Annotated in this window: 23 protein-coding genes and 2 tRNA genes; 14 read left to right on the top strand and 11 right to left on the bottom strand. The window is 50.4% G+C overall.

Annotated features, from left to right (window positions below; all coding sequences use genetic code 11):
* The first annotated feature begins 1 nt into the window (after position 1).
* The 7 genes from pgsA to AOC34_RS07140 all read left to right on the top strand — a co-directional run bounded on the left by pgsA (position 2) and on the right by AOC34_RS07140 (position 5,933).
* Complete coding sequence (pgsA, locus tag AOC34_RS07170) at positions 2-577, top strand: CDP-diacylglycerol--glycerol-3-phosphate 3-phosphatidyltransferase (RefSeq protein WP_108469422.1); 576 nt, start codon at positions 2-4, stop codon at positions 575-577.
* A gap of 96 nt (positions 578-673) precedes the next feature.
* Positions 674-749, top strand: a tRNA-Gly gene (locus AOC34_RS07165).
* A 49-nt stretch (positions 750-798) separates the two neighbouring features.
* Positions 799-872, top strand: a tRNA-Cys gene (locus AOC34_RS07160).
* 93 nt (positions 873-965) lie between these two features.
* Complete coding sequence (locus tag AOC34_RS07155) at positions 966-4,154, top strand: CHAT domain-containing protein (RefSeq protein ID WP_108469421.1); 3,189 nt, start codon at positions 966-968, stop codon at positions 4,152-4,154.
* A gap of 33 nt (positions 4,155-4,187) precedes the next feature.
* Positions 4,188-4,628, top strand: coding sequence for a hypothetical protein (locus AOC34_RS07150; RefSeq protein ID WP_108469420.1), 441 nt, complete (start codon positions 4,188-4,190; stop codon positions 4,626-4,628).
* Positions 4,628-5,416, top strand: coding sequence for a hypothetical protein (locus tag AOC34_RS07145; protein WP_159074836.1), 789 nt, complete (start codon positions 4,628-4,630; stop codon positions 5,414-5,416). Before AOC34_RS07150 ends, AOC34_RS07145 begins: the two co-directional genes overlap by 1 nt.
* A 55-nt stretch (positions 5,417-5,471) precedes the next feature.
* Entirely contained in the window at positions 5,472-5,933 is a 462-nt protein-coding gene (locus tag AOC34_RS07140) for a hypothetical protein (protein WP_108469418.1), read from the top strand.
* 16 nt (positions 5,934-5,949) lie between these two features.
* On the opposite strand, the gene lexA is transcribed toward AOC34_RS07140, so the two are convergent.
* On the bottom strand, positions 5,950-6,657 hold the full coding sequence (lexA, locus tag AOC34_RS07135; protein ID WP_108469417.1) for a transcriptional repressor LexA: 708 nt from the start codon (positions 6,655-6,657) through the stop codon (positions 5,950-5,952).
* Between the two features lie 62 nt (positions 6,658-6,719).
* Here lexA and AOC34_RS07130 point away from each other — a divergent pair, with 62 nt between their 5' ends.
* The 7 genes from AOC34_RS07130 (at position 6,720) to AOC34_RS07100 (ending at position 12,699) form a co-directional block, all read left to right on the top strand.
* Complete coding sequence (locus AOC34_RS07130) at positions 6,720-7,772, top strand: asparaginase domain-containing protein (RefSeq protein WP_199908279.1); 1,053 nt, start codon at positions 6,720-6,722, stop codon at positions 7,770-7,772.
* 119 nt (positions 7,773-7,891) lie between these two features.
* Positions 7,892-8,266 carry a 30S ribosomal protein S6 gene (gene rpsF / locus AOC34_RS07125; protein ID WP_108469415.1) on the top strand — a complete coding sequence of 125 codons (375 nt, stop codon included), beginning with the start codon at positions 7,892-7,894 and terminating at the stop codon, positions 8,264-8,266.
* Between the two features lie 50 nt (positions 8,267-8,316).
* The gene (priB, locus tag AOC34_RS07120) at positions 8,317-8,616 is read left to right on the top strand and encodes a primosomal replication protein N (protein ID WP_234408068.1); all 300 of its coding nucleotides are present in this window, start codon (positions 8,317-8,319) and stop codon (positions 8,614-8,616) included.
* Between the two features lie 14 nt (positions 8,617-8,630).
* Complete coding sequence (gene rpsR, locus AOC34_RS07115) at positions 8,631-8,903, top strand: 30S ribosomal protein S18 (RefSeq protein ID WP_108469414.1); 273 nt, start codon at positions 8,631-8,633, stop codon at positions 8,901-8,903.
* Between the two features lie 13 nt (positions 8,904-8,916).
* Entirely contained in the window at positions 8,917-9,369 is a 453-nt protein-coding gene (gene rplI / locus AOC34_RS07110; RefSeq protein ID WP_108469413.1) for a 50S ribosomal protein L9, read from the top strand.
* A gap of 19 nt (positions 9,370-9,388) precedes the next feature.
* Entirely contained in the window at positions 9,389-11,893 is a 2,505-nt protein-coding gene (gene dnaB / locus AOC34_RS07105; RefSeq protein ID WP_108469412.1) for a replicative DNA helicase, read from the top strand.
* A gap of 26 nt (positions 11,894-11,919) precedes the next feature.
* Complete coding sequence (locus AOC34_RS07100; RefSeq protein ID WP_108469411.1) at positions 11,920-12,699, top strand: mechanosensitive ion channel family protein; 780 nt, start codon at positions 11,920-11,922, stop codon at positions 12,697-12,699.
* Positions 12,700-12,708: 9 nt separating this feature from the next.
* On the opposite strand, the gene AOC34_RS07095 is transcribed toward AOC34_RS07100, so the two are convergent.
* From AOC34_RS07095 to AOC34_RS07050, 10 genes are all read right to left on the bottom strand, one after another.
* Complete coding sequence (locus AOC34_RS07095; RefSeq protein ID WP_108469410.1) at positions 12,709-13,272, bottom strand: C40 family peptidase; 564 nt, start codon at positions 13,270-13,272, stop codon at positions 12,709-12,711.
* Positions 13,253-14,938 carry a PhoH family protein gene (locus AOC34_RS07090; protein WP_108469409.1) on the bottom strand — a complete coding sequence of 562 codons (1,686 nt, stop codon included), beginning with the start codon at positions 14,936-14,938 and terminating at the stop codon, positions 13,253-13,255. The genes AOC34_RS07095 and AOC34_RS07090 overlap by 20 nt, the downstream gene beginning before the upstream one ends.
* 273 nt (positions 14,939-15,211) lie before the next feature.
* Positions 15,212-15,676 carry a peroxiredoxin gene (locus AOC34_RS07085; protein WP_108469408.1) on the bottom strand — a complete coding sequence of 155 codons (465 nt, stop codon included), beginning with the start codon at positions 15,674-15,676 and terminating at the stop codon, positions 15,212-15,214.
* A 19-nt stretch (positions 15,677-15,695) separates the two neighbouring features.
* Positions 15,696-16,616 (bottom strand): polysaccharide deacetylase family protein, encoded by a 921-nt coding sequence (locus AOC34_RS07080; protein ID WP_108469407.1) that lies wholly within the window; start codon positions 16,614-16,616, stop codon positions 15,696-15,698.
* Positions 16,617-16,622: 6 nt separating this feature from the next.
* Entirely contained in the window at positions 16,623-17,669 is a 1,047-nt protein-coding gene (locus AOC34_RS07075; RefSeq protein WP_108469406.1) for a bifunctional UDP-4-keto-pentose/UDP-xylose synthase, read from the bottom strand.
* Between the two features lie 38 nt (positions 17,670-17,707).
* On the bottom strand, positions 17,708-18,601 hold the full coding sequence (locus AOC34_RS07070; protein ID WP_234408067.1) for a formyltransferase: 894 nt from the start codon (positions 18,599-18,601) through the stop codon (positions 17,708-17,710).
* A 3-nt stretch (positions 18,602-18,604) separates the two neighbouring features.
* Complete coding sequence (locus tag AOC34_RS07065) at positions 18,605-19,570, bottom strand: glycosyltransferase (RefSeq protein WP_108469405.1); 966 nt, start codon at positions 19,568-19,570, stop codon at positions 18,605-18,607.
* A gap of 84 nt (positions 19,571-19,654) precedes the next feature.
* Positions 19,655-20,830: a DegT/DnrJ/EryC1/StrS family aminotransferase gene (locus AOC34_RS07060; protein WP_108469404.1), complete on the bottom strand. Its 1,176-nt coding sequence runs from the start codon at positions 20,828-20,830 to the stop codon at positions 19,655-19,657.
* 13 nt (positions 20,831-20,843) lie between these two features.
* The gene (locus AOC34_RS07055) at positions 20,844-22,556 is read right to left on the bottom strand and encodes a glycosyltransferase family 39 protein (RefSeq protein WP_108469403.1); all 1,713 of its coding nucleotides are present in this window, start codon (positions 22,554-22,556) and stop codon (positions 20,844-20,846) included.
* A 2-nt stretch (positions 22,557-22,558) separates the two neighbouring features.
* Positions 22,559-22,936, bottom strand: a complete 378-nt coding sequence (locus tag AOC34_RS07050; RefSeq protein ID WP_108469402.1) for an Mth938-like domain-containing protein — start codon at positions 22,934-22,936, stop codon at positions 22,559-22,561.
* Between the last annotated feature and the right edge of the window lie 8 nt (positions 22,937-22,944).

The following is a 22,944-nucleotide window of genomic DNA, read 5'->3' as shown; positions in this document are numbered from 1 at the left end:
CATGCCGTTTAATCTTCCCATCGCCTTAACGTGGCTGCGCGTCGCAGCGATACCGCTCTTGGTCACGATTTTTTATCTGCCTGCGAGCTGGCTCAGCATGCCGGAAAAAAATGCATTGGCTACCGCCCTTTTTATCTTTGCTGCGGTGACCGATTGGCTCGACGGTTATTTAGCCCGCCGCATGAAACAAGAATCGGCTTTTGGACAATTTTTAGATCCCGTCGCCGATAAATTGATCGTAGCTGCTGCCTTGCTTGTGCTGTTAAATATGGACCGCGTTCAAGTGTGGGTGGCCCTGGTCATTATTGGTCGCGAAATTACCATCTCTGCACTCCGGGAGTGGATGGCGCAAGTGGGTGCCAGTAAAAGTGTGGCAGTGCATATGGTGGGTAAATTGAAAACCACCGCGCAGCTGGTAGCAATTCCTTTTCTGTTATTTGACGGAACACTGTTTGGTTGGTTGAGCGCTGCATTAATCGGCACATGGCTAATCTGGGTAGCGGCGTTTTTAACCCTATGGTCCATGTTCTATTATTTGCAAAAAGCGCTGCCCCAATTGCTGGGTAAGTCGGAGTAGGGGCTTGATTACATAAGACTCCGGGGTCTTAAATTTACGAATGGGCATTAAATACGGCGCAGAGCTCAATAGTTTGCTAAACTGTTGCCCTGTTACGCGGGAATAGCTCAGCTGGTAGAGCGATACCTTGCCAAGGTATAGGTCGGGAGTTCGAACCTCCTTTCCCGCTCCAAGTTCGATGGGAAGCCCTGAAAAGCTTCCCATTTTGTTTCAAAGTATGTGGCGCGTTGGCCGAGTGGTTAGGCAGGAGCCTGCAAAGCTTCGTACGGGGGTTCGATTCCCTCACGCGCCTCCAAATACATTTCTGCGCCCCCCATCGTTTGAGTTACCATCAATAGTCCTATAATTTATAAGGGCATTGAAAAACGCCTTTTGAGGGGACAAGTGTATGGCTCAAAAAATACTTTCCAGCGCCTATTTATCTGCAACTTTGCTTGCGGCTATTGTTTTTGCCGTCCCTACCGCGTTTGCTCAAGGAGCATCTTCCAGTAAGCAAGAGACTGCAATTGATCTTGAAAAAGTAAAGCCGCCACCTCGGGACATCAAAGATATTTTGAAGGTCTTACAGCAAAGCAAGCCTAATGTCACAGAGGTTGATAAAGCCAAGGCGATCGTTGCCACACCAGTTCCCATTACTGAAGATAAAGAAGTACTGAATACCTTCTATTACAAACGCGCGAAGGCCTATCAAGATCTGGGGAAGATGGCTGAAGCCATTGCTGACACAACGTTAACCGTAGAAAAGTATCCATCCAAAGAGCCTCGCCTGCATTTAGAGGACCTTATTCAGTTAGGCGTCTATGAAGGCCTAGGAGGCAAAAACACGAATGCTATTAAGGCATATGAGCGCGCTAAAGCATTTCAAATTAGTAATCTACCCAGATCTGGTGGGATTCAAATTAGCATTGGGCGACTGCTAACAACCGCATATGCAAATGCCGGAAATTTTGAGGCCGCAAAAAATGCCCTCGACAACACAGAAGCCACTCTATTTAATTTGAGAAGGGTTAATGCCTATACAACTTACGGCTCTGCCTGGGAATCGGGTTATGAAAGTGCACGCGGTATTTACTTTAGTTCCCAAGGGAAGTGGATCGAAAGTGAAAGGGCGTTTAGAAAGGCAATTCATTTATTGGAGCAGGGTTACGAGAAAGTTAAAAACTCAGCATCAAAAGTAGATGCATTGGGCGATGGTCCTAGGGTGGCTGCGGACTCCACTAATAATCCCCGAGTTTATGTTACGCAAATTATCAGCAGAGAGCAAAATCTTGCTTTTGTATTGTTGCAACAGCGTCGCCTCATGGATGCAGAATACTATGCACGTAAGGCCTTGCAATTGTCTCTCGATAGTTTTGGCAGTGGCTCGACTGATGTAGGAAGGTCACTCAATATGTTGGCAAGAATTGTGAATGAGCAGGGTAGACATGCTGAGGCAGTGTTACTTGCAGAAGCAGCCAAAAAATCCGCAACCGATGGTGGCGCACCTAACGATTCTCTTGTGATGGCGCAAGCGCGGCGCGCGCTAGGCACTGCATTGGTTGCAGACGCAAAATATGCTACAGCCAATACGGCATTTGAAGAGATGCAAGCAGGTATTCAAGGTGACCCTGAGCTAGCGAAAACTTTCTTAGCTGGAGATCTTGATTGGGTTTTGGCGATGCTTAAAACGAATAAAGCAGATCAAGCTGAGTTAATGGCAAATCAAATGCTATCCCGACTGGAAAAGTCAGCTGATAAAAACTCTCCCCGCTTGGCAATGGTCAGGGCCTTTGAGGCATCCGCAATGCAAGCTCAGGGTAAGTGGCAGGAAGCAGGTAGCGCCTATAAGCAATCTATTCCCATATTGATAGATCAGGCTCGTAATGATGCTGAAAACGATACGAGTAGCGTAAAGCAACAGCAACGCATGACGTATTTGTTGGAGAGTTATTTGGCTGTGTTGGCTAAGACGGCGCAGTCTGAGCCGACGCAAGCTGGAGCTGCAGCAGCGGAGTCTTTCGCCATTGCTGATCTAGCAAGGGGAAGCGGGGTTCAGCGTGCTTTAACGGCTAGTGCTGCCCGTGCCAATATTAAAGATCCTCAATTGGCTAGTCTAGCGCGCAACGAGCAAGATTTACAGCGCCGCATCAATACACTCTCGGAGTTGTTGACGGGACTATTGTCCGCATCACCCGATCAGCAGTTGCCTGCAGTTCAAGCGAAGATTCGAAGCGATATCGTTGCGTTTAAAGCCGAGCGAGAGAAGATTAAAAAAGAAATTGAAAAGAAATTTCCCGACTATGCTGAGTTAGTCGAGCCAAAGCCAGCAAGTGTTGAGCGTACCCAAAAGTTGTTACGCAGCGACGAAGTATTGGTGTCTTGGTATTTTGGCGATCAGGTTGGTTATGTTTGGTCAATTAGCAAACAGGGCCCCGCTCAATTTATTCAGATTCCGATTGGCCGTGCCCAAATGGCAAAGCAGGTAACTCAACTTAGAAAATCACTTGATCCGGGTGTATCGACCATTGATGAAATACCGCCCTTTGACATTGCGGCCGCGCATCAGTTGTACCAGCAAATTTTAGAGCCCGTTGCCGCAAGCCTTCAAGGCAAAAAGGTGTTGTTGGTTGTGCCTCATGCTGAGTTAGGCCAGCTACCACTGTCCGTCTTGGTGACTAAGGCTTCAGCACAACCCGCTAAAGCTGGAGTTCCATTTGCCGGATATAAATCGATTCCATGGCTAGCCCGTGATATTGCAATTGGTCAAATTCCATCGGTCACCGCACTCACGGCTCTCAGAAATTTGCCTGAGGGCGATGCCAATCGGAAAAGCTTTGTCGGTTTTGGTGATCCGTATTTCAGTGCCGCGCAGCAAAAGTCAGCGGATAAGGCAATGAAACCCACTCAGCTAGCAACGCGGGGCGTTCCTTTGAAGTTAAGAAACGCCCCAAAAACAGCAGGCGTCAGTTCTGCGGAGTTGGCCCTATTGCCCAGGTTGCCGGATACGAGTGATGAGATTCAGGATATTGCGAGGGCCGTTGGCGCTACATCAGGGGATATCTATCTGCATAAACAGGCGAGCGTTAAACAGGTAATGGGTATGGATCTATCTGATCGAAAAGTGGTGATGTTTTCTACCCACGGCCTCGTTCCTGGTGAGCTAAACGGTTTAACGCAACCAGCACTAGCGCTATCTTCGCCAGAAGTCACAGGCGATGCGGATGATGGGCTATTGACCATGGATATGGTTTTAACTCTAAAGTTAAATGCGGATTGGGTTGTTCTGTCTGCATGCAATACTGCTTCGGGTGAGGGTGCTGGCTCTGAGGCGGTATCCGGTTTGGGCAGGGCGTTTTTCTTTGCCGGAGCAAAGGCGCTGCTCGTCTCAAATTGGCCGGTTGATTCCGCTGCCTCGCGCGGCTTGATGACCGATCTATTTAAGCGGCAGCAAAGTGACAAAACTTTGGCTAAATCAGAAGCGCTGAGGCAGGCTATGCTGGGTCAAATAGACCAAGGCGGCATGGGCGAAGGTAAGGCAATGAAATACAGCTATGCGCATCCACTGTTTTGGGCTCCGTTTGTCGTGGTGGGCGACTAATTGATTATGATTTCAAATATCTAGGGGAACGATATGAAAGCAATTAAGTATGTATTTTTTGTGGGGCTTGCAGCAGCGATGTGCGCGCCCTTGTCAGCCGCTCCGTTAATCAGTGCAAAAGAAGCTGCTTTACCGCCTGCGGCAGGAGCCTTAGCAACGCGCGGTATTTCCCGTGGTCCAGCCGTAAAGTTGATTTCACCAGAGGCAGATACGCCCGTGCAATCGCCATTTGATTTTAAGGTGAGCTTAGAGGCGCGCGGCGGTGAAAAAATTGACCCCAATTCGGTCAAAGTTGTTTATATGAAATCCCCCTTTGTCGATCTTACGCCCCGCTTGAAATCATCCATTACCGCTTCTGGCATTCAATTCAGCAAGGCAGAGGTGCCCCCTGGAACCCACACCATTCGCATTACCGCCAAAGACACAGAGGGACGTGAGACGAATAGCGTGGTTACTATTGTGGTGACGAAGTAATGCAGTGCCCTTATTGCCTCTCAGAAGTTCAAGCGGAGGCGTCGGTGTGTAAGACCTGCACGCGAGATCTGTATCTCTTTAAGCCGATGATGGCAAAAGTATCCGACTTGGAAATGCGTTTGTCCGAGATCCCCGATCACCTTGCCTATGAAGATCGGATTCGAGAGCTAGAGCAGCTGCTCGACCAGCAGTCAGCGCAGTCAGAGAAACGCAGCCTTGCCTGGTTATTGCTAGACATTGCTGGCTTTATCGTCTTGCCCTTGATTTTATTGTTAGTAGCGCATGCCGTAATCACCATTGTCTATGACACGAATATTGTTTACCTAAGACTCATTTCGATTGTCTTGCCATTGCCGTTCGGATACTTTTTATTTAGTTCGCGTAAGCGTTCGGTGCTGGCTTGGTTTATAGGTGTGGCCATTCTTGCACTAGCTTCAGTCATTGGCATGAGCTGGATCACCAGCATAGTCGACCGCACGCCGATACTGCCTCAGAATGCGTTTGAATGGCGTGAAGTAGTTGAGTATGCAGCGAGTATTTCGTTTAGCTTTCTGACGGGTATGCTGTTCGGTGGTATCGCGTTCACTAAAAAAATGCAGCGCCGTCGCGCCAAAGTTGCCCCTGCCATCTTGGATTCGCTCGTGAAGGGTTTTGCCGAAGGAAAGTTATCACCCCAATCTGTCGAAATCATTATGAAGAGGCTGCATAACTTTGGAAGTACTGCAGTTGCACTCGTTACTACAGGCATATCGATCTATACCGGTTTTAAGGGCTTTTTAGGCGATTGATTGATTCGCCCACAATACTTACAATGTTACTGTTCAATCACAACCGGATGTGCCCATGACCTCTCTAAAGCTAAATACCTGCCTAGCGCCGATGCTTTGCACAGCACTTTTGCTGAGCGGTTGTGCCTCTTCAGGCGACTCTCCAACCGGTACGCCAGACGAGGTCAATCAAATTCAGGCTCAGCTCTTGGGTGATATGCCACTTCCTGCTGGAGCGCGCATCATGGGTACTGACTCTTTAATTATTGGCCGTGGTGATAATTGGGTTGGTCGCGTTGTTCTCAATGGCTTGCAAAGCCCGACCGATATTTATGCTTTTTTCCAGGCGGAGTATCCCAAGTCAGGATGGACTACCGTTACAGCCGTTAAATCGAAGACTAGTATTTTGGTGTTCACCAAAGGCGAGCGAACCTCGACGGTTGAGATTAATGAAGGCTCTTTAACAGGACCTAAATCGATCATCACCATTACGGCTTCGCCTAAAAATGCCAATGTCATTGCGCCAACTAAGCGCTAAGGGGTAAGGCTTTGTATTAAAGGCCGTTTGCCCGAATCAGGCCAACGGCTTGGCCTTCAATCGCGAAATTGGGCTGCCTTGCATCTACAGTGATGTTTTTAAAGTCGGGATTCTCAGCCTGCAATTCAATCACAAGCCCATTGCTGCCTTTTTTCTGCAGCCAGCGTTTAACCGTGACTTCATCATCAATGCGGGCCACCACAATATCCCCGTTGCGCACCTCGGTTGTTTTGTGTACGGCCAAATAATCGCCATCCAAAATACCGGCGTCGCGCATGCTCATACCTTTTACTTTCAGCAAGTAATCCGCCCCTTTGCTAAATAAGCTAGGGTCAATCGGCACATACTTTTCAATGTGCTCCACTGCCATGATGGGCGAGCCCGCTGCAACGCGTCCAATCAATGGCAGCGTGAGTTGCTGAAGCGCCCCCGACGGTAGGGACATTTGCTGCGATCGGCCGAATTGAAAAGGGTGGCTGTGCTGCTGCGCTATGCGGATGCCGCGCGAGGTGCCTGGTGTGAGTTCGATATAGCCTTTGCGAGCTAGGGCGCGCAAATGTTCTTCCGCCGCATTGGCCGATGCGAAGCCAAGGCAAGTGGCGATTTCAGCGCGGGTGGGCGGTAAACCGCTTTCCTGTATCGCGGAAGTGATCAAGGCCAGGATTTCTGCCTGGCGGGGTGTTAATTTGGGTAAATCGAGCAATTCAGCTGTGTTTATGTCCATGCTGTGATTGTATACAGTATTTTTGTTATTTCAAGAGGTTTTGTTAAATGGATAATGGGCTCATGAAATCCCCCAATCAGCATGTTTTGGTTATTGGCATGGGTGGCACGATTGCCGGTCTTGCCCAGAATCCAAAAAATCCATCCGCCTACCGTGCGGGCCAAGTAGCCCTTGAAGCCCTTATTGTGACCCTGCAGTCCAGCAATCGAGTCGCGCAGGGCGAAATCCGGACACAGCAGCTTGCCAGCATCGATAGCCGGGACTTGAGTGATGCTCTACTAACCCAGCTAGGCCTTGCAGTGCGGGCAGCACTGGATAATCCCCTGGTTCTTGGGGTGGTGGTCACCCACGGTACCGACACCATTGAAGAGACCGGACTGTTTCTGGATGCTGTTTGCAGTAAGCAGGCCGAGCGCCTAGGTAAGCGGGTTGTTTTGACCGGGGCAATGCTGCCGTCAAACCACCCGCAAGCGGATGGCCCACTCAATCTGCAAGCCGCCCTGCATTGGGCTCAAATGGATCTTCAAACTTGCCCAGCCGGTGTCTTTGGCATCTTTGCTGGCCGGGTCTGCTTGGCTCGCGACCTGGCTAAGCGCCATACCAGCGATCTCAACGCACCGCTGCGCGATGCACTTAGCAGCCCGATTCATTTGATCAACCCTTCGTGGTTAGCGCGTATTCGGCGCATACAGATAGATTCGGGCCCGGATATGCCGATTCCAGCGGAGGACGCTTGGCCTTGGGTTGAAATCCTGACTAGCCATGCTGGCGCCAGACCAGAAACAGTGTTGCATTGGCAAAACCAAGCAATTCAGGGGCTGGTGATTGCGGGAACCGGCATGGGCGGTGTGCATGCCGCTTGGCTTAAGCCTCTGCATACCCTGGCGGAGAAGGGGGTGGCGATTGCCAAAGCCTCTCGCGTGGGCGCAGGGCATGTTCACCTTCATTTGCCAGAAACGGATCCCGCGGGCTGGGTGGCCGCAGGCAGCCTAACCGCCCCCAAAGCCAGAATTGCCTTGCAATTGGCCTTATATGCCGCCGCAGAAGCCAAGCTGGGCGGTAAATCCATGACTTGGCAGGATTTTTTTGCTAGAATCGCAGTCTTGCCTGAATAAAGCAAGAGTACGTAATTCCTGTTTTTACAATTTGTTTTCACCCTTGCTGCACTGGTTTCCAAATCAACACCATCTGATTTGGATGACGCCCAGGTAGCTTTACCCTTAAGGAGTGTTAGATGCGTCATTATGAAATCGTTTTTATCGTCCATCCGGACCAAAGCGAGCAAGTGCCCGCGATGATTGATCGTTACAAAGCCGTATTGGCTACCAGTGGCGGAAAAGTCCATCGCATTGAAGATTGGGGTCGTCGTCAGATGGCTTACATGATCGACAAGTTGGCCAAAGCCCACTACGTTTGCATGAATATCGAGTGTGACCAGAAGACTCTGGAAGAGCTTGAGCATGCGTTCAAATTTAACGATGCTGTTTTGCGTCACCTCATCATCAAGATGAAGAAGGCCGAGTCTGAGCCATCGATCATGATGAAAGAAGTGCAGCGCGAAGAAGCCCGCAAGCAAGCTCAAACCGACGCACCTGTTGCAACGGCCTAAGCATTTTTGAAGAGAGACTCGGAGGCGATAGAGCGTAAACCAGTGGCGGAATGGCGTTGAATCAATTCACCCTAACTGCTGCCTTGGTATCCAAAGACGCAATTCGATTTACCCCAGCCGGTTTACCCGTTGTTTATTGCCAGCTTGATTATGTTGGCGAAGTGATGGAAGTAGAGCGGCCCAGGAAAATCCAAATGAGCGTGGAAGCCATTGCAATTGGCCCTGTACACCAGGTGCTGGCGCAAATGGACTTAGGAGCCCAGGCAGTATTTACCGGATTCATGGCCCCCAAAACGATACGCAATCAGCGCTTGGTCTTTCATATAAACCACATTCAATTACAAAGTTAAAAGAGGAAATCATCATGGCGTTTGGAAAGAAACCCGATTTCAAAAAGAAGCCCGCGCAAAACCCATTGTTTAAGCGTAAGCGTTATTGCCGTTTCACCGTTGGCGGAGTTGAGCAGATTGACTACAAAGACGTGGATACATTAAAAGACTTCATTGGCGAGAATGCCAAGATCACGCCAGCGCGTTTGACTGGCACGAAAGCGAAATTTCAGCGTCAGCTGGATACCGCGATCAAGCGTGCGCGCTATTTGGCTTTATTGCCATTCTCCGATCAACACAAGAAATAATTAGGAGCCCTCAATGCAAATTATCCTTTTAGAAAAAGTTATTAATCTGGGCAACCTCGGCGATGTTGTTCGCGTTAAAGACGGTTACGCTCGCAACTTCTTAATTCCACAACGTAAAGCCCGTCGCGCTACTGAAGCAGCAATTGCTGACTTTGCTACACGCCGTGCTGAGCTCGAGAAAGTGGCTGCTGAAAAATTAGCTGCTGCCCAAGCAATTGGTCAAAAGTTGGCTGGTTTGGTATTGGAAATCGGTCAAAAGGCCGGTGTTGATGGCCGTTTGTTTGGTTCTGTAACCAACCACGACATCGCGGATGCCATGAAAGCCAAAGGCTTTGTGATTGAGAAAGCGTCTGTACGCATGCCAACCGGCCCACTGAAAATGGTTGGCGATCATCCCGTTGCAGTCGCAGTGCACACCGATGTCGTCGTCGATATCAACATTCGTGTTGTTGGTGAGCAGGCCTAAGTTTTAATCGAGTCGCCTCATGGCTGATCAACGTCCCCGTTCCGTTACGCTAAATCCTGGCATGGCGGGATCTGGGGATGCAGCCGTGCAGGCCCTCAAAGTTCCTCCCCATTCAGTAGAGGCCGAGCAATCCCTACTTGGCGGATTACTACTGGATAACACCGCCTGGGATCGCCTAGGCGCAGCGCTATCGGACAAAGACTTTTACCGTCCTGAGCACGCCTTAATTTACAAAGTTATTCAGCGCCTGGTTGGTGATAACCACCCAGCCGATGTCATTACCGTTCATGAAGCCATTAAATCCGAGCAGGGTGGCGATCTAGTTGGCATTGATTACCTGAACTCATTGGCACAAAGCACCCCTAGCGCCGCCAATATCAAAGGCTATGCCGAGATTGTGCGCGACCGCAGCATTCTGCGCCGCTTAATTGAAGTTTCAGACAACATTGTTAACTCTGCTTTTGTCCCTGAGGGTCGTTCTGTGCGAACGCTGCTCGATGAGGCGGAGTCCCGTATTTTGCAAATCGGTGAAGAGGGCAATCGCAAAGCCGATTATTTGGAAATCGAACCCTTGCTGCGCGAAGTCGTTGCGCGCATTGATGAGCTCTACAACCGCCAAGGCGGTAGTGATATCACCGGTATCGCAACCGGCTTTATTGATCTTGATAAGCAAACGAGTGGCTTGCAAAAGGGTGATTTAGTCATTGTGGCTGGAAGACCCTCGATGGGTAAGGCTCAGCCCCTGGATGCAAAAATTAAGACCCCAGATGGCTGGAAGTCCATGGGCGAGCTGCGCTTTGGTGACAAACTTGCATCGATTGATGGTTTGAGTTCATTTGTGACTGGCGTATATCCGCAAGGTCAAAAACAAATTTACCAAGTGACGTTTTCAGATGGTCGTCAAGCGGAATGCTGTGACGAACATCTGTGGCGCGTGATGTACCGCGATTGGGCAGAACCTCGCGTCATTAGCACGGCACGTTTAATTGAAATGCTTGCTTGCGTACGTTATCGCAATCGCCTATGGATTGAGCCAGTGTCGGGTGACTTTGGCCACTCGGAAGAGTTACCGATTCATCCTTGGGTGCTAGGCGCCTTTTTGGGTGACGGTACTTTAGCCTTGTCTCATAGCAGCGTTATGTTCTCGACGAAATCCCCTGAGCTAGTTGAGCGTATCAATGCGCTTGCAGGTTACGAGATGGAACTCGTTCATGCGAATGCGTACGACTGGCGCCTCGTTTCAAAAGAGCGGATTGCAGTGAATGGCGAGCGAGTTGCCGTCAAGACCAATTACTTCAGATCGGCCCTCAATGACCTTGGTGTTTTAGGCTCTCGAAGTTTTGATAAGAGTATTCCTGCCGTGTATTTGGAGGCTAATAAATCAGCGCGCCTTGCTTTATTTCAGGGCCTAATGGATACCGATGGCTGGATCGAGAAGTGGGGCTCCATTCGTTTCTGTACTGTAAGCAAGCAATTGGCTGATGATGTCACCGCATTGGCTCGATCCTTGGGTGGGTTTTGTTCGATTGCAACTAAACAAAGTAAGTACACCTACAAAGGTGAACAAAAGCAGGGTCGCTTGGCATACGTTTTAAATATGAGCTTTGCAGCAGGCTTTGAAGCTTTTACATTGCCTGAGAAAAAAGTGCGACTGAGAAGCAGTTGGGATCGGCAACGCAGGCTTACGTTTCAATCGATTAAGCCATCCCGAGTTGCACAAGCGCAATGCATATCGGTGAGTCACCCCTCTCGAACCTATGTCACCAATGAGTACGTTGTGACACACAATACGGCCTTTGCATTAAACATCGCTGAGAACGTGGCGCTTGCTGAAGGGCTACCAGTCGTCGTGTTCTCGATGGAGATGTCGGGCTCCCAATTGGCATCGCGTTTATTGGGTTCGGTCGGACGCGTTGATCAATCCAGAATGCGTACCGGCAAACTCAATGACGATGAGTGGCCACGCGTAACGGATGCGATTGCACGCCTCAGTAATACCCAAATTTTGATTGACGAGACGGGATCACTATCCAGTTTAGAGTTACGTGCACGAGCACGGCGCATTGCCCGTAATTTTGGCGGCACACTGGGTTTGGTGGTGATTGATTACTTGCAGCTCATGAGTGGTAGCGGCGGATCCAGCTCTGAAAACCGCGCTACCGAAATCTCCGAGATCTCGCGCTCATTGAAGTCGCTTGCGAAAGAGTTGCAGTGCCCGGTAGTTGCATTGTCACAGTTAAACCGCGGCCTGGAGCAGCGCCCCAATAAGCGCCCGATCATGTCCGACCTGCGTGAATCCGGCGCGATCGAGCAAGATGCCGATTTAATTATGTTCATCTACCGTGATGAGGTCTATCACGCTGATACCACTACCGACAAAGGCATTGCCGAGATCATTATCGGTAAGCAGCGTAATGGCCCAATTGGAACGATTCGGCTGAGCTGGCAAGGTCCATATACGAAGTTTGATAACTTAGCGATGGGTTCCCCGGGCTTTTCTTCTGGTGGTTACGAGCCGTTTTAATTTAGCCTTTTATTACTTAAAAGATTATGTCCACCATTGATTTAGTCAAAATCCAAGATCTCATTATTCATACAGCGACGGATGTAGGTATCAAAGTGCTGGGCGCCATTGCGCTGTGGGTTATTGGGCGCTGGTTAATCGGCATTGTCCAGCGTATGGTTCGAGGCGGTCTCGAGCGCCAGCATATTGATCCAACGGTAGTGCGCTACGTTGGCTCGATTGTCAGTGTGACCTTAAACATCTTATTGGTAGTTGGTATTTTGGGTTACTTCGGAATCCAGACCACGACCTTTGCGGCTTTATTTGCTACCGCAGGTATTGCGATTGGCGCTGCTTGGGCAGGACTTTTGTCCAATTTTGCGGCGGGCGTTTTTTTGATTGTGCTTAGACCGTTTAAAGTGGGCGACTTTGTTGTTGCTGGCGGTGTGAATGGCACTGTAAAAGAAATCGGCCTTTTTTCATCGACCATTAGTACGCCGGATAACGTATCAACCATGGTTGGTAATAGCAAAATATTAGGCGATACGATCCAAAACTTTAGTAACACTTCCTATCGTAGGGTGGACTTGAAGTGCCTACTGCCCAATACGGCAAATCATGATGCTGCTATTGCTTTATTGAAGCAACGCATTGGTGCTTTGCCAAATGTCCTAGCTACTCCTGCGGTCGAAGTGAGCATCTTGGAGGTGACTCCAGCCGGACCCGTCTTAGCGGTTCGTCCATACTGCAGCAATGAACACTACTGGCAAGTGTATTTTGATACCAATGCTGTTCTGAATAACGTGCTCGTTTCGAACTTGGCTTGAGCTAATTCATTACGGTTTTGTGTTGGCAATTCTGCGCGCTTCGGTATAGCGGGCTGCCCAATAGGGGCTCGTCATTTGATCTAAGCGTACCGTGCCTCCTTTGCTTGGGGCATGCACGAAACGACCCTGCCCTACATAGATTCCAGCATGGGAATAGCGCTCTCCAGTTGTATTGAAAAACACCAAATCACCGGGGGCGGGAGCATCATTCTGAATGCTTTGGCCAGCACGGCTCATTTCTTGAACTGTGCGTGGTAGCTTAAGACCCGCAGCGTTGTTGTAGACATAGACAATCAGGCCGCTGCAATCAAAACCGCCTGCAGGAGTGTTGCCGCCAAAGCGGTAGGGCACTCCGACTAGGCCAACAGCAGCAATCGAAATTCCTTCTGTGCCTACGCTGGTATCTTCTTTGAATTTGGTAATCTTGCTTGGAGGCGTTGGTTTGCGGGCAGGAGTGCTGCACCCTGCGAGGATAAGGCTAGACAGAAGTAGCGCAAGGCTGCCAAGATAGGCGCGTCTTGATGCAGTATCAACGCCCCTATGTTGGCCAATGCTAGAGGGCTTCTGCCGCATGGTCTGCTAAACGCGAGCGCTCACCACGGGCTAAGGTGATATGCCCGCCATGACGCCAGCCTTTGAAGCGGTCGACTACGTAGGTAAGACCAGAGGAGCCTTCTGTCAGATAGGGAGTGTCAATCTGCGCAATATTGCCCAGGCAAATAATTTTGGTTCCAGGACCCGCACGCGTCACCAAGGTTTTCATTTGCTTGGGGGTTAAGTTCTGCGCCTCATCGATGATGACAAACTTACTAACAAAGGTTCTACCGCGCATGAAGTTCATGCTCTTGACTTTAATGCGGGAGCGAATTAATTCCTGCGTAGCGGCACGACCCCATTCACCAGCGCCGTCTTCATTGCGCTGGAGCACCTCTAGGTTGTCATCAAATGCGCCCATCCACGGCTGCATTTTCTCTTCTTCGGTGCCGGGTAAAAAGCCAATATCTTCTCCCACCGGTACGGTCGCACGCGTAATAATAATTTCGTTGTAGCGCTTGCTATCGAGCACCTGCTCAAGACCTGCCGCCAATGCCAAGAGGGTTTTGCCGGTACCTGCTTGGCCCAATAAGGTCACAAAATCAACCTCTGGGTTCATCAGTAGATTCATAGCAAAGTTCTGCTCACGATTGCGGGCGGTAACGCTCCAGACATTATTTTTTTGATGTGAAAAATCGCGAAGGGTTTGCAATAGTGCAGACTTTCCATTCACTTCGCGTACTTGCGCATAAAAAGGAGTAGAGCCATCGGGATTTTCTTGATAAACAAATTGGTTCACCAGCATGCTGGGCACAAGCGGACCGGATACCCGGTAGAACATCGTGCCACTTTTGGTGTCAGCCCAGCTCTCCATCGATTTACCATGCTTGGGCCAAAAATCAGCAGGCAATGTCATAACCCCGGAGTACATTAAATCGCGGTCTTCTAAGACCTGGTCATTAAAGTAATCTTCGGCAGGCAGACCTAACGCTCTGGCCTTGATGCGCATATTGATGTCTTTTGATACCAACACCACTTCCTTGTCCGCATGCTTTTGTTGTAGCTCGCTGACCACCGCCAAGATGAGGTTGTCCCCTTTGCCCTCAGGCAGTCCTTCGGGAAGGGTGGCAGTAGTGAGGTGGGTTTGAAAATACAACTTTCCAGAAACATCCTGGTGGCCCAGCTTATCCAAAGGGATGCCGTCATCTAAGGTGCCACTGGTTCCAGCAATCAATTGATCCAATGAGCGGCTCACAGTACGCGCATTGCGCGCAACTTCACTCATACCCTTTTTGTGGTTGTCGAGCTCTTCTAAGGTCGTCATCGGCAAATACAGATCATGCTCCGCAAAGCGGAAGAGGGATGCTGGATCGTGCATTAATACATTGGTATCTAGGACAAAGAGTGAGGGTGGGCCGGTGCGGGTAATGCGTTTTGCCTTGGGCTCAAGTAATGCTTTTTTATCGCCTTGCCGAGTACGGTGATCGGCTTTGATGCGCTCGAGCGCTACTTCTGCCGCAGATAAATCTGCCGGCGCTTCTTCGGTCCACTCGGCGGACTCGCTCGGAACGGCGGTAATTTCATTGATTAGACTGTCGACCTCAACTACCTTCATGGGTGCGGGCCGTTTCTTTAAGTCCGGCGTATCCTTGCGGTCCAATTTAACCTGATCAGCAATTTGGGTTGGGCTTGGGGGCAAAGGCATTCAGACTCTCCTAATTAAAAAACCGCCATGCGGGATTCGGCGGTTTAGATCGGCACAACGGGTGTAAAAGCGGTGAAGGGCGTTCATCGTGCTTGCCATAATCAGGTCAAGCAGGGGAGTGACACGGATCGAGAATCTGTCTCGTCGCCAACGCTGCATATACTTCACTTTACCGTAAATTTGGATCAAAGCAAGTGCCTTTGACGAAAAAAAAAGCCCCAGATTGGGGCTTTTTATCAGGGCAATTCCCTAGATGGAATTAAGGCATATTTATTACAAAGCTTGGGCTGCCTTCAAGACCTCATCCACGTGGCCCGTTACCTTAATACCGCGCCATTCTTTGGCCAGTTTGCCGTTGGCATCAAATAAGAAAGTGCTGCGCTCAACGCCGCGAACCTGTTTGCCATACATGTTCTTCATTTTCATGACGCCGAACAATTGGCAGAGTACTTCTTCCGTATCGGCAACGAGCTCAAATGGAAGCTCTAACTTTTGCCGGAAATTATCATGGGATTTGAGGGTGTCGCGCGAGACGCCAATCACCAAAGTATTGGCCTTAGTAAATGCCTCAATGCGATCACGAAACTCGCCGGACTCCGCAGTACAGCCTGGCGTCATGTCCTTAGGATAAAAGTACAGCACCAACTTCTTGCCTTTGGCAGCCAATGGTGAAAAAGTCAGCTGGGACGTTGCCGGCACTTCGCACGGTGGAATGGGTTGGCCGATAACAATTGACATGGATTTTCCTTTTATTAAATCAGTTTGCAGGCTGAATCATCAGCTCGCCGCTGCGATTGGGTATTTCACCCCAAGTCAACGGCAATACCGCTATTTTATCGAGTTGTTTGGTGGCCGCCCAAGATCGGTGTAGTTCACCCATCGTAACGAGGTCATGACCTTGATCTAGCCAGCCAGCCAGTAGGCATTCAAAGGCAGGCAGGAGTTTTTGCCCCTCTAACTCGGCATGTAGGGTAAAAACTTGGTCATTGGGATTGCTTTGGGTTAGAGACAGGATCTTGCGGACTGCACCCAGCGCATCCATGCCGTCCACGCCGATTAACTCATCGAAGGTGGGCAAAGTGGTAGGGTATTGAACGTGCTTGCTTTTCCCATGGTCAAACGCAATACGGTAGGGAACTAGATTTGGCAGAGCTCTACCATCGGAAGAGTACTGAATACCCCAGGCATCGAGCTGCTCTAAAGCGGCCTCATTCATTTGCCAGCCAGCAGCGCCATAGGTAATTGGTGCATGACCAAATACGTCCATAAAGCGGTCCATGCTCTTTTGCATCTGCGCCTTTGTCCAAGCACTATCGCGTTGGCGAACGCCGTCTTGCCAGTCAACGTGATCCCATGTATGAATACCCGTCTCATGTCCGGCACGATCAATCGCTTGCATTTCGCTTGCAGCTTCGCGTCCTATATCCGGCCCAGGTAACAATACGCCATAGAGAAGGGTCTTGATGCCGTAATGCTCCACCACGGACGTCCTACTCACTTTTTTCAGAAAGCCAGGCCGAAAGACCCGCTTTAAAGCCCAGCCAGTATGGTCTGGCCCCATGCTAAACAAAAAGGTAGCTTTGATACCAAGGCGATCAAAGGTACGGCCTAAATTGGGCGTCCCTTCGCGCGTTCCTCTTAAGGTATCGACATCGACCTTCAGGGCAATTTTGGCCATGCCCTTTTACTCTTGGTCCATTAAGTGGCGCGCTTTTTCAACGTCGTGGCGATATGCCTCAAAAATATTCTTTAAGGCATCACCCATGGTGGTGGAGGGCTTCCAGCCCAGCTCACTCATGGTGTTATCAATCGCGGGCACGCGGTTTTGCACGTCTTGGTAGCCCACGCCGTAGTAAGCACCCGAGGTCGTTTCGACAATTTTGACCTGATCTGCAGTCTTGGCGTATTCCGGAATGCTACGGGCAATTGCCAGCATTTGATTGGCAAGATCGCGTACAGAATGGTTGTTGGCTGGGTTGCCGATGTTATAGATTTTGCCATTGGCGATGTCGCCTTCATTGGCAATGATGCGCATGAGTGCATCAATCCCATCATCGATGTAAGTAAAGGCGCGTTTTTGCTCGCCGCCATCAACTAAGTTAATCGGTTCGCCGCGCACAATGTGCCCCAAGAACTGGGTTACTACGCGGGAAGAGCCTTCTTTGGGTGTGTAGATGCTATCCAGTCCAGGGCCGATCCAGTTAAACGGTCTAAACAAGGTAAAGCGCAAGCCTTCCATGCCGTAACCCCAAATCACCCGATCCATTAATTGCTTGGAGCAGGCATAAATCCAGCGTGGTTTATTGATTGGGCCGTAGACCATATTGGACTGGGCTGGATCAAACTCAGCGTCTTCGCACATGCCATAGACTTCTGAGGTCGACGGAAAGACTAAATGCTTTTTATATTTAACCGCCGAGCGAACGATCGGTAAATTGGCTTCGAAGTCGAGCTCAAACACACGCAAAGGCTGCTGTACGTAGGTGGCTGGTGTCGCGATCGCTACGAGCGGCAGGATCACATCGCATTTACGAATATGGTACTCAACCCACTCGCGATTAATCGTAATGTCGCCCTCAAAGAAATGCATGCGGGGATGCGAGACTAAATCACCCAGGCGATCGTTTTGCATGTCCATGCCATAGACATGCCAGTCGGTGGTTTCTAAAATGCGTTTCGAGAGGTGGTGACCAATAAATCCATTCACACCCAAAATCAGAACTTTTTTCATAATGCGACCCAGTTACCCGTGTTTTAAATACATGCCAACTAATTTGCACTTGCCGGTTGCCATGCCATGATTTCAATGGCCTGGTGATTCCCGCAAATGCCGAATACTCGATTATCAACTACCTGGATGCCGGGTCGGCCAAGATCTAGGGAGCTTGGAAGCGCCGGATTGAGCTTGGACTTGGCGATAACCATCCGGGCACCTTGCCAATCGGTAAACGCGCCGGGATAGGGTGGGGCTACCGCGCGGATTAGGTTATGCACCTGTAGTGCGTCCTGAGACCATTGAATGCGGCCATCCTCGGGTTTGCGCCCGCCAAAATAGCTCCCGTTGGCGAGTAGGTTCGGGGTTCTTGGAACGCGGCCTTGCAAAAGCTCTGGCAGGGCGGCCTGCATCACCTCAATTGCAGCATTGCTCACCTTGGCAAACACAGCAGTAGCATCTTCATCGGGGCCGATGGGCACTGCCACTTGACCAACAATATCGCCGGCATCGGGTTTGGCTTCCATGATGTGCAAGCTTGCACCCGTTTCCGTTTCTCCATGCAGAATCGCCCAGTTTACGGGCGCGCGACCACGGTATTTGGGCAGTAAGGAGCCGTGCATATTGAGTGCGGCGATACGGGCGGTCGCAAGAATGTCTGAGGAAATTAGATGGCGGTAGTAAAACGAAAAAATATAATCCGGCGCGATCTTTTGAAACTGCGGCAGTAACTTGAAGAGATCGCTTGCTTCGGGTTGGATATACGGTATACCGCGCTCTTGGCATAGGGCAGCAACACTGCCAAACCAAATATTTTCATGCGGGTCATCGGCATGGGTTACTACTAACTCAATCTGAACGCCGGCATCTAAAAGAGCCGTGATGCAACCAACACCCACATCATGGTACGCAAATACAAGCGCCCGAATTGGTGCCTTGGCTGTATTCAACGACTACGGCCGTTCTAAAACAGTTTGAATCACATAGCGCGGACGTTCACGCACTTGCTGATAGATGCGGCCAATGTATTCGCCTAACAGACCGAGACCAAAGAGCATCACGCCAATCAAGAAGAAGGTCAAGGCAAACAGGGTAAACACACCTTCAACCTCCGAACCCAGAACAAAGCGACGCACCAAGAGAAGGGCGAAGAGAGTGCCCGATCCGAGTGCGAGCAGCATGCCAAAAATAGAAAAGAGTTGTAGGGGCATTACCGAAAACCCAGTGACCAAGTCAAAGTTCAGGCGGATCAGTTGGTACAGGCTGTACTTGGATTCACCAGCAAAGCGCTCCTCGTGTTTCACCTCAATTTCCGTTGGGTTTGCTGCAAAGGTATAGGCGAGTGCTGGAATGAAGGTATTGCTTTCATTGCATTGGCGCACTAGATTCACAATGCGGCGACTGTAACCACGCAGCATGCAGCCTTGATCGGTCATGGTGATGCGCGTAATGCGCTGCCGTAAATGATTCATGGCACGCGATGCTGTTTTACGAAACCAGCTGTCTTGTCGGTTGGCGCGAATTGTGCCCACGTAATCGTGGCCCTTGATTAATTCCGCTGCAAGTAAAGCGATTTCCTCGGGTGGATTTTGCAAGTCCGCATCGAGCGTAATAATGGATTCGCCGCGGGCGTATTCAAAACCAGCCATGATGGCCATGTGCTGGCCAAAATTATTCTGAAATAAAACAACCCGAGTGGTGTCTGGCCGCAAATCAAATTGGGCTGCCAACATCCCTGCAGAGCGATCCTTGCTGCCATCGTTCACAAAAATAATTTCGTAGCGCAGATTCAATTTCGCTTGCAATTGATCCATTGCGGGATACAGACGATCAAACAGGGCTTGGAGTCCCTCTTCCTCGTTGTAAACCGGAATAACGATACTCAGTTGGGGTGCTGGCTGTGTGGGGTTTGCAGTCATACCGCAATTTTGCCTGATGTCGACCCAGGGGTCGAATTTAAGTCAATAGCAGCAATTGAGCCAGCCTAGATCGGCTCGCCCAAGCTAGCTTTTGCGGTACTGTGTCAAAAGACCCAGCAATGCATTCACAATGCGCTCCACATCCGCGTTACTCATCCCTGGAAAGAGTGGCAAGGTCAGAATGGATTTGCCGATGCGTGCTGCAATCGGTGTATCGCTGGGCCGGTAGCCCTTTTGCTGGTAAAGACTAAAGCCAGGAATGGCTGGGTAGTGAACGCCGGTACCAATGCCCTGTTCTTTTAAATCGCCCATGATGTGGGCGCGGTCGACGGTGAGTTGCTCAAGGGGCAATACAACCTGAAACATATGCCAGTTGGTTTTGCAATCGCCATCCGATTGAACCGGAAGCCCCAGGTCCAGGCCCTGCAAATTGGCCGCTTTCAGGCCGGAGTGAAGGGCCGTAAAGTAGTGCGCTGCTAATGCGGTCCGTTTTCCCTGAAACTGGCCGATGTGTTTGAGTTGATGCAAACCAATGACCGCGTTCACATCCGTTAAGTTATCTTTTCCGCCTAGCGTGTCGACATCCATGCCGTCCATGCCGGTGCGAGTGACTCCTTGTAGCCGTAACTTTTCTGCAAGACGCGCTTCATCCGCATTATTTAAAACTAAACAACCGCCTTCAACAGTCGACAGATTTTTATTCGCCTGAAAACTAAAGCTCACCAGATCACCAATGCTGCCAATGCGTTGCCCTTTCCACTCGGAGCCAAAAGCTTGGGCTGCATCTTCAATCACCCGCAATCCATTCTCTTTCGCGAGAGCATACAGCTCGTCCATATTGACGGGGAGTCCAGCCAAATAGACGGGCATGATGGCGCGGGTTTTGGCAGTAATTGCTGCGGGCACTTTATCAAGGTCGATATTGCGAGTGCGGGGATCAATGTCAACAAAGACAGGCGTAGCGCCAACCGAGAGAATCACGTTGGCTGTCGCAACCCAGGAGATTGGCGTAGTAATCACTTCTTCACCCGGACCGATGCCTGCCACTTGCAGGGCAATTTTCATGGTGGCGGTACCGTTGGCAAAACAGCGCACTGGCCGATTGCCAAAGTAGGCACTGAGCGCCGCTTCAAATTCCGCTAACTTAGGACCTGAAGTGACCCAACCAGATCGTAATACCTCAGCAACGGCCGCAATGGTCGCCTCATCAAAGCTGGGGCGTGTAAATGGAATAAACGGCAATGGAGTGGAGTCTGACATGAGGGGTCTTTGCCTATCGATTGGTCGCGCGTGATGGGGTGGGATTTGCCGGATCGCTTGGGTGTTTGACGATCATGCGCCGTGAATCCCGGTCCACAATTTCCATGGGTAGACCTAGGCGTTCAAGTTCAGCGTATTGGGATGGCACCATGAGTGCATAGGCATTGGGCTGGGCTTTCCAGCGCTCAATAAAATCATTTAGGGTGGGCGCCCAGCGCTCAGGTTCTTGATCTACACCGAACTGCAGTTCATCCGGGAACTCCACCATGATCATGGTACGGCCTAAGTAAAAGGGCAGGGTGTGATCCAAAATCCGGACCGAATAGATTGGCGCATCTGCTGGGATCACATTACGCACCCGGCTGGCTAAATCAACCCCCGATACGGCACGGCCCAGTGTTTCGTGGCCGGTGCCCGCAACCATGCTGGTGAGATAAAAGCCAATCGCTAAGCTAGCAATGCTGGTGATGCCATTACGCCTTGCTTGCCACGCTGCCACGCTGCTAAAGAAAATCAAGACGACTAAAGCAACAGCAATCCATTGGGTGTATTCCGCATAGGCCGTAATCTCGTCGGGCTGCGCTTGCACCCCAACAAAAGACAAAAAGAAGAAGCCAACAAAACCTACAAGGGCAAAGCATATGGTTTGCAGGATCCACGTTATTGGCAAGGTATTGGTCTGGCCTAACTGGCGATCCAAATAGCGACCTACCAACATGGCTAGGGCTGGAAAAATCGGAATGATGTAGCCCGGTAATTTAGAGCGCGACACACTAAAAAAAGCAAAGATGATGACGAACCAGCAAACGAGCATCCAGCCTGCAGAAAAATGCCCTTGCCGTGATTTCCATGCTTGCGCGACCGCACCCGGCAATTGAAATAAAAAAGGTAAAAATCCAGCTACCAATAGCGGGACAAAAAAGTAAATGGGTCCGGGGCGACGGTGCGTGTTTTGGGTAAATCGCTCGAAATGCTCATGGATAAAGAAGAACTCAAAAAATTCGGGATGTCGTATCGACATCAGGATGAACCAGGGCGCAGTAATAGCGAAAAAAAGTAATAAGCCACTGACGATGTGAAGTCGCTTCCAAATCCGCCAATCCCAAGCGCTCAATGAATACGCAATCAATACTAGGGTGGGCAGTGCGGCTCCAATTAAGCCTTTGGATAGCGTTGCAAGTGCCATGAATGTCCAGCAGAGCAACATCCAGCCACGGGTACTGGCGGTTGTTTTGCTGTGCTGAGCCAGGAGCAGTGCACACAAGGCGGAGGCTAAAAATGCGGATAATGCCATGTCCAGAGAGTTGATGTGACCACTGATAATCCACATAGGGCTAGCGGCCAAGGCTACTGCTGCAATCCAGCCAGCGCGTGGGCCATCAAGCCGAGTGCTGGTGTAGCCAACAAAAAGAATGGTAAAAAAGCCAGTTAGGGCTCCCCACAGGCGCGCCTGCCATTCACCTACCCCAAACCAATCAAATGCAATGACGGTGGCCCAGAGCTGTAGTGGCGGTTTAAAAAAATACTTGTAGTCGTGATAGCGCGGAGTGACCCAGTCGCCGCTTACCAGCATTTCACGGGCAATCTCGGCATACCGGCCCTCGTCGGATGGGATGAGGTGGCGGTAATCGAGGCTGCCAAACCACAAGAGGGCATAGAGCGCCCCCATGATCAAAATCCCAACCGGAGTTAATAAAGCGGGTGTTTTATTGATTGGTCCGAACATGGTTATTGTGGGTCCAGTAATAAGGCGGCCATCGCCTGGCGACCCTCACCCACTAAAATGTTGTACGTTCGGCAGGCGGCCTGGGTGTCCATAATTTCAAAGCCAATTTTGGCATTTATGAGGGCTCTCAACAAATCAGGGCGCGGAAAGCGCTGGAGGGCCCCGCTACCAAAAATCACCAGTTCTGGCTTGAGATCGGCTATTTGGGCAAAGTGACTGGGGTCAAGGGCGGCAAAGGAAGATGCTCCCCATTGGCTAATTTCGCCGCTCGGCCCAACTAAGACCGCATGGCGGTAGGGCACCCGGTTGACCTCTATGTAGTCCTTGCCGTAGCCGGTTATCGTATTGATGCCAAGGGGGGTATCAGAATGGAGTTTCACGTGTGCGC

The organism is Polynucleobacter difficilis (assembly GCF_003065365.1).
Taxonomy (GTDB): Bacteria; Pseudomonadota; Gammaproteobacteria; order Burkholderiales; family Burkholderiaceae; genus Polynucleobacter; species Polynucleobacter difficilis.
Note: the sequence above shows the minus strand (reverse complement) of the source record. Positions and strands in the feature narration are given on the sequence as shown.

What these genes read in the sequence shown, in the direction of transcription:
- pgsA (WP_108469422.1), top strand. Translation starts at nt 2, where the DNA reads ATGCCGTTTAATCTTCCCATCGCCTTAACGTGGCTGCGCGTCGCAGCG.
- AOC34_RS07155 (WP_108469421.1), top strand. Translation starts at nt 966, where the DNA reads ATGGCTCAAAAAATACTTTCCAGCGCCTATTTATCTGCAACTTTGCTT.
- AOC34_RS07150 (WP_108469420.1), top strand. Translation starts at nt 4,188, where the DNA reads ATGAAAGCAATTAAGTATGTATTTTTTGTGGGGCTTGCAGCAGCGATG.
- AOC34_RS07145 (WP_159074836.1), top strand. Translation starts at nt 4,628, where the DNA reads ATGCAGTGCCCTTATTGCCTCTCAGAAGTTCAAGCGGAGGCGTCGGTG.
- AOC34_RS07140 (WP_108469418.1), top strand. Translation starts at nt 5,472, where the DNA reads ATGACCTCTCTAAAGCTAAATACCTGCCTAGCGCCGATGCTTTGCACA.
- lexA (WP_108469417.1), bottom strand. Translation starts at nt 6,657, where the DNA reads ATGGACATAAACACAGCTGAATTGCTCGATTTACCCAAATTAACACCC.
- AOC34_RS07130 (WP_199908279.1), top strand. Translation starts at nt 6,720, where the DNA reads ATGAAATCCCCCAATCAGCATGTTTTGGTTATTGGCATGGGTGGCACG.
- rpsF (WP_108469415.1), top strand. Translation starts at nt 7,892, where the DNA reads ATGCGTCATTATGAAATCGTTTTTATCGTCCATCCGGACCAAAGCGAG.
- priB (WP_234408068.1), top strand. Translation starts at nt 8,317, where the DNA reads ATGGCGTTGAATCAATTCACCCTAACTGCTGCCTTGGTATCCAAAGAC.
- rpsR (WP_108469414.1), top strand. Translation starts at nt 8,631, where the DNA reads ATGGCGTTTGGAAAGAAACCCGATTTCAAAAAGAAGCCCGCGCAAAAC.
- rplI (WP_108469413.1), top strand. Translation starts at nt 8,917, where the DNA reads ATGCAAATTATCCTTTTAGAAAAAGTTATTAATCTGGGCAACCTCGGC.
- dnaB (WP_108469412.1), top strand. Translation starts at nt 9,389, where the DNA reads ATGGCTGATCAACGTCCCCGTTCCGTTACGCTAAATCCTGGCATGGCG.
- AOC34_RS07100 (WP_108469411.1), top strand. Translation starts at nt 11,920, where the DNA reads ATGTCCACCATTGATTTAGTCAAAATCCAAGATCTCATTATTCATACA.
- AOC34_RS07095 (WP_108469410.1), bottom strand. Translation starts at nt 13,272, where the DNA reads ATGCGGCAGAAGCCCTCTAGCATTGGCCAACATAGGGGCGTTGATACT.
- AOC34_RS07090 (WP_108469409.1), bottom strand. Translation starts at nt 14,938, where the DNA reads ATGCCTTTGCCCCCAAGCCCAACCCAAATTGCTGATCAGGTTAAATTG.
- AOC34_RS07085 (WP_108469408.1), bottom strand. Translation starts at nt 15,676, where the DNA reads ATGTCAATTGTTATCGGCCAACCCATTCCACCGTGCGAAGTGCCGGCA.
- AOC34_RS07080 (WP_108469407.1), bottom strand. Translation starts at nt 16,616, where the DNA reads ATGGCCAAAATTGCCCTGAAGGTCGATGTCGATACCTTAAGAGGAACG.
- AOC34_RS07075 (WP_108469406.1), bottom strand. Translation starts at nt 17,669, where the DNA reads ATGAAAAAAGTTCTGATTTTGGGTGTGAATGGATTTATTGGTCACCAC.
- AOC34_RS07065 (WP_108469405.1), bottom strand. Translation starts at nt 19,570, where the DNA reads ATGACTGCAAACCCCACACAGCCAGCACCCCAACTGAGTATCGTTATT.
- AOC34_RS07060 (WP_108469404.1), bottom strand. Translation starts at nt 20,830, where the DNA reads ATGTCAGACTCCACTCCATTGCCGTTTATTCCATTTACACGCCCCAGC.
- AOC34_RS07055 (WP_108469403.1), bottom strand. Translation starts at nt 22,556, where the DNA reads ATGTTCGGACCAATCAATAAAACACCCGCTTTATTAACTCCGGTTGGG.